Consider the following 1,592-nt stretch of genomic DNA (forward strand, 5'->3'; position numbering starts at 1 on the left):
GTTGGTGGGAGCAACAGCCACAGGCAATCGCCAATCCGCTCGACACATGGTCGCGCGAAGTGATCGGCGCCGTGGCGCAGGATTTTGGCGCACGGGCGATTTCTCCGTCGGACAAGCCCTATCTGCCGTTCCAGCAATGGGCGATGCGGGCGGAGGGGCTGAAACCGTCGCCGCTCGGCATCCTCATGCATCCGCGCTACGGGCTATGGCATGCCTACCGCGGTGCGCTGCTGTTCGAGGACGAAATTCCAGTTCAAGTTGCCGAGGCAGCGCCCCACCTTTGCGATAGCTGCGCCGAGAAAGCCTGCCTGAAATCCTGCCCGGTCGACGCCTATTCCGTGCAAGGATTCGCTTATCAATCCTGCCTGGCGCATGTGGGGGGAGCGAATGGCGAACCCTGCCGCAGCGGCGGTTGCCTCGATCGCAATGCGTGCCCCTATGGCACGGGGTATCGCTATCCGCCGGAGGTCCAGGCCTTTCACATGGCGAGCTTCGCACGGGCCACCAGCTGATCCGTTCCCATTGCATGGTGCTCGTTGGCTTCGATGAGCATCTTGACGGTAGCTAGAAGCAGGCCTATTCATCAAGTCATCTGATGACTTATGAATAGGCCTATGCAACCCGCCACCAGAACCAATCTCACCGACAGCGCCACCAGCAGCCTGCGTGCGGAGATCGTCAGCGGCCGCTGGGGCGTCGGCGAGCGCATTCCCAATGAGGCAGCCTTGACCGGCCTTCTGTCGGTCAGCCGCGGCACGGTGCGCGAGGCGGTGCGGGTGCTGGTCTCGCAAGGATTGCTGGATACGCGCCAGGGCTCGGGCACATATGTGCGCTCTACCGTCGATGCCTCTGCCGCGCTCGACCGGGTCAAGCGCACCGGCCTGCGCGATCAGTGGGAGGCGCGGGCGGCGCTCGACCTGGAGGCGGCACGGCTCGCCGCCATGCGCCACACGCCAGCCGATCTTGAGACGATGCGGCAACTGCTTGCCGAACGCGGCACCGTCGCGGACGGCGGAAGCGATGCCTTCATCCGGCGCGATCTCGCTTTCCACAAATCGGTTGTCGCGGCGTCCGGCAACAAAGCGATGATGGAGCTCTACGACTTCTTCACCGCCGCCATCACCGAGACCATCCATGCCACCATCGACGGCGATCTGCCCGAACCGGACCACCAGGCGCATGCGGCAATCGTCGACGCCATTGCCGCGAGCAATCCCGAGCGCGCCGTTGCCGCCGTTCGCGCCTTCATGGCGCCAGTGCTTGCCCAACTTGAAAGACTGCTTTCGCAATGAACCAGAGTTTTCGTCAGCCTGACCCGACGGCGCAATCCGCCGCCATCGAGGGTCTGGAACTCATCGATGCCGAGGCCGACAGCCTGCCCGCGCCGCAGCCGTCTGAACTGCGCAGCCGTGCGGCGCGCATCGTGCTTGGCGCGAGCCTTGTGCTGATCGCCTTCAGCCTGCGGCCGCTGTTTTCCAGCCTGTCGGTACTGCTGCCCGAGGTGATGCAGGCAACCGGACTGTCGACGACGGGCGCCAGCCTGCTGACGACGCTGCCGGTTCTGTGCCTGGGTCTGCTCGCGCCCTTCGCGC

2 protein-coding genes and 1 pseudogene are annotated in these 1,592 nt (G+C 64.9%); all 3 read left to right on the forward strand.

All coding sequences use genetic code 11. From position 1 onward, the window contains the following. Positions 1 to 512: 4Fe-4S dicluster domain-containing protein (locus tag EN914_RS34835; RefSeq protein ID WP_164779148.1), on the forward strand; the 512-nt coding region annotated here is incomplete at its 5' end. A gap of 102 nt (positions 513 to 614) precedes the next feature. Then, positions 615 to 1,292, forward strand: a complete 678-nt coding sequence (locus EN914_RS34840) for a FadR/GntR family transcriptional regulator (protein ID WP_024501309.1) — start codon at positions 615 to 617, stop codon at positions 1,290 to 1,292. Continuing rightward, positions 1,289 to 1,592 (forward strand): annotated as a pseudogene (locus tag EN914_RS34845) (cyanate transporter); the annotation flags it as partial. The gene EN914_RS34840 and the pseudogene EN914_RS34845, both read left to right, overlap by 4 nt.

Source organism: Mesorhizobium sp. M7A.F.Ca.CA.001.08.2.1, from assembly GCF_003998455.1.
In the GTDB taxonomy this organism is placed as follows: Bacteria; Pseudomonadota; Alphaproteobacteria; order Rhizobiales; family Rhizobiaceae; genus Mesorhizobium; species Mesorhizobium ciceri.

Coding starts and splice junctions, on each gene's coding strand:
- EN914_RS34840 (WP_024501309.1), top strand. CDS start 615: ATGCAACCCGCCACCAGAACCAATCTCACCGACAGCGCCACCAGCAGC.